Source organism: Aquabacterium parvum (assembly GCF_001447195.1).
Lineage (GTDB): Bacteria > Pseudomonadota > Gammaproteobacteria > Burkholderiales > Burkholderiaceae_C > Aquabacterium > Aquabacterium parvum.
In genome coordinates, this window is sequence record NZ_LFRI01000032.1 from 1 (window position 1) to 273 (window position 273).

Annotated in this window: 1 protein-coding gene; it reads left to right on the plus strand. The window is 56.0% G+C overall.

What is annotated here, in order from left to right:
- Positions 1-131: 131 nt before the first annotated feature.
- Positions 132-254 (plus strand): hypothetical protein, encoded by a 123-nt coding sequence (locus tag ABG80_RS23690; protein WP_268760913.1) that lies wholly within the window; start codon positions 132-134, stop codon positions 252-254.
- The last annotated feature ends 19 nt before the right edge of the window (positions 255-273 follow it).

The following is a 273-nucleotide window of genomic DNA, read 5'->3' on the forward strand; positions in this document are numbered from 1 at the left end:
GCTTTGCCCTCTGTGTGCCATTAGACGGGGCGCTAAGTCGATGAAAGCCTACTTGGATAGGTGGGAGGTCATCCGAGCCGAGAAAACGGCTCTGAGGCCTTTTTTGGTGACTTTGACGGTGAAGAACGGTGATGACATGGCTGAACGCTTTAAGCACCTTCATAGAGCCCAGCGCGAGCTATGGAAACGCCGGCAACGTGGTCGCGGCTCTGTGCTCGATGGTGTTGTGGGCGCTGTTTGGTCATACGAAGTGAAGCGGGGAGACAACTCGGG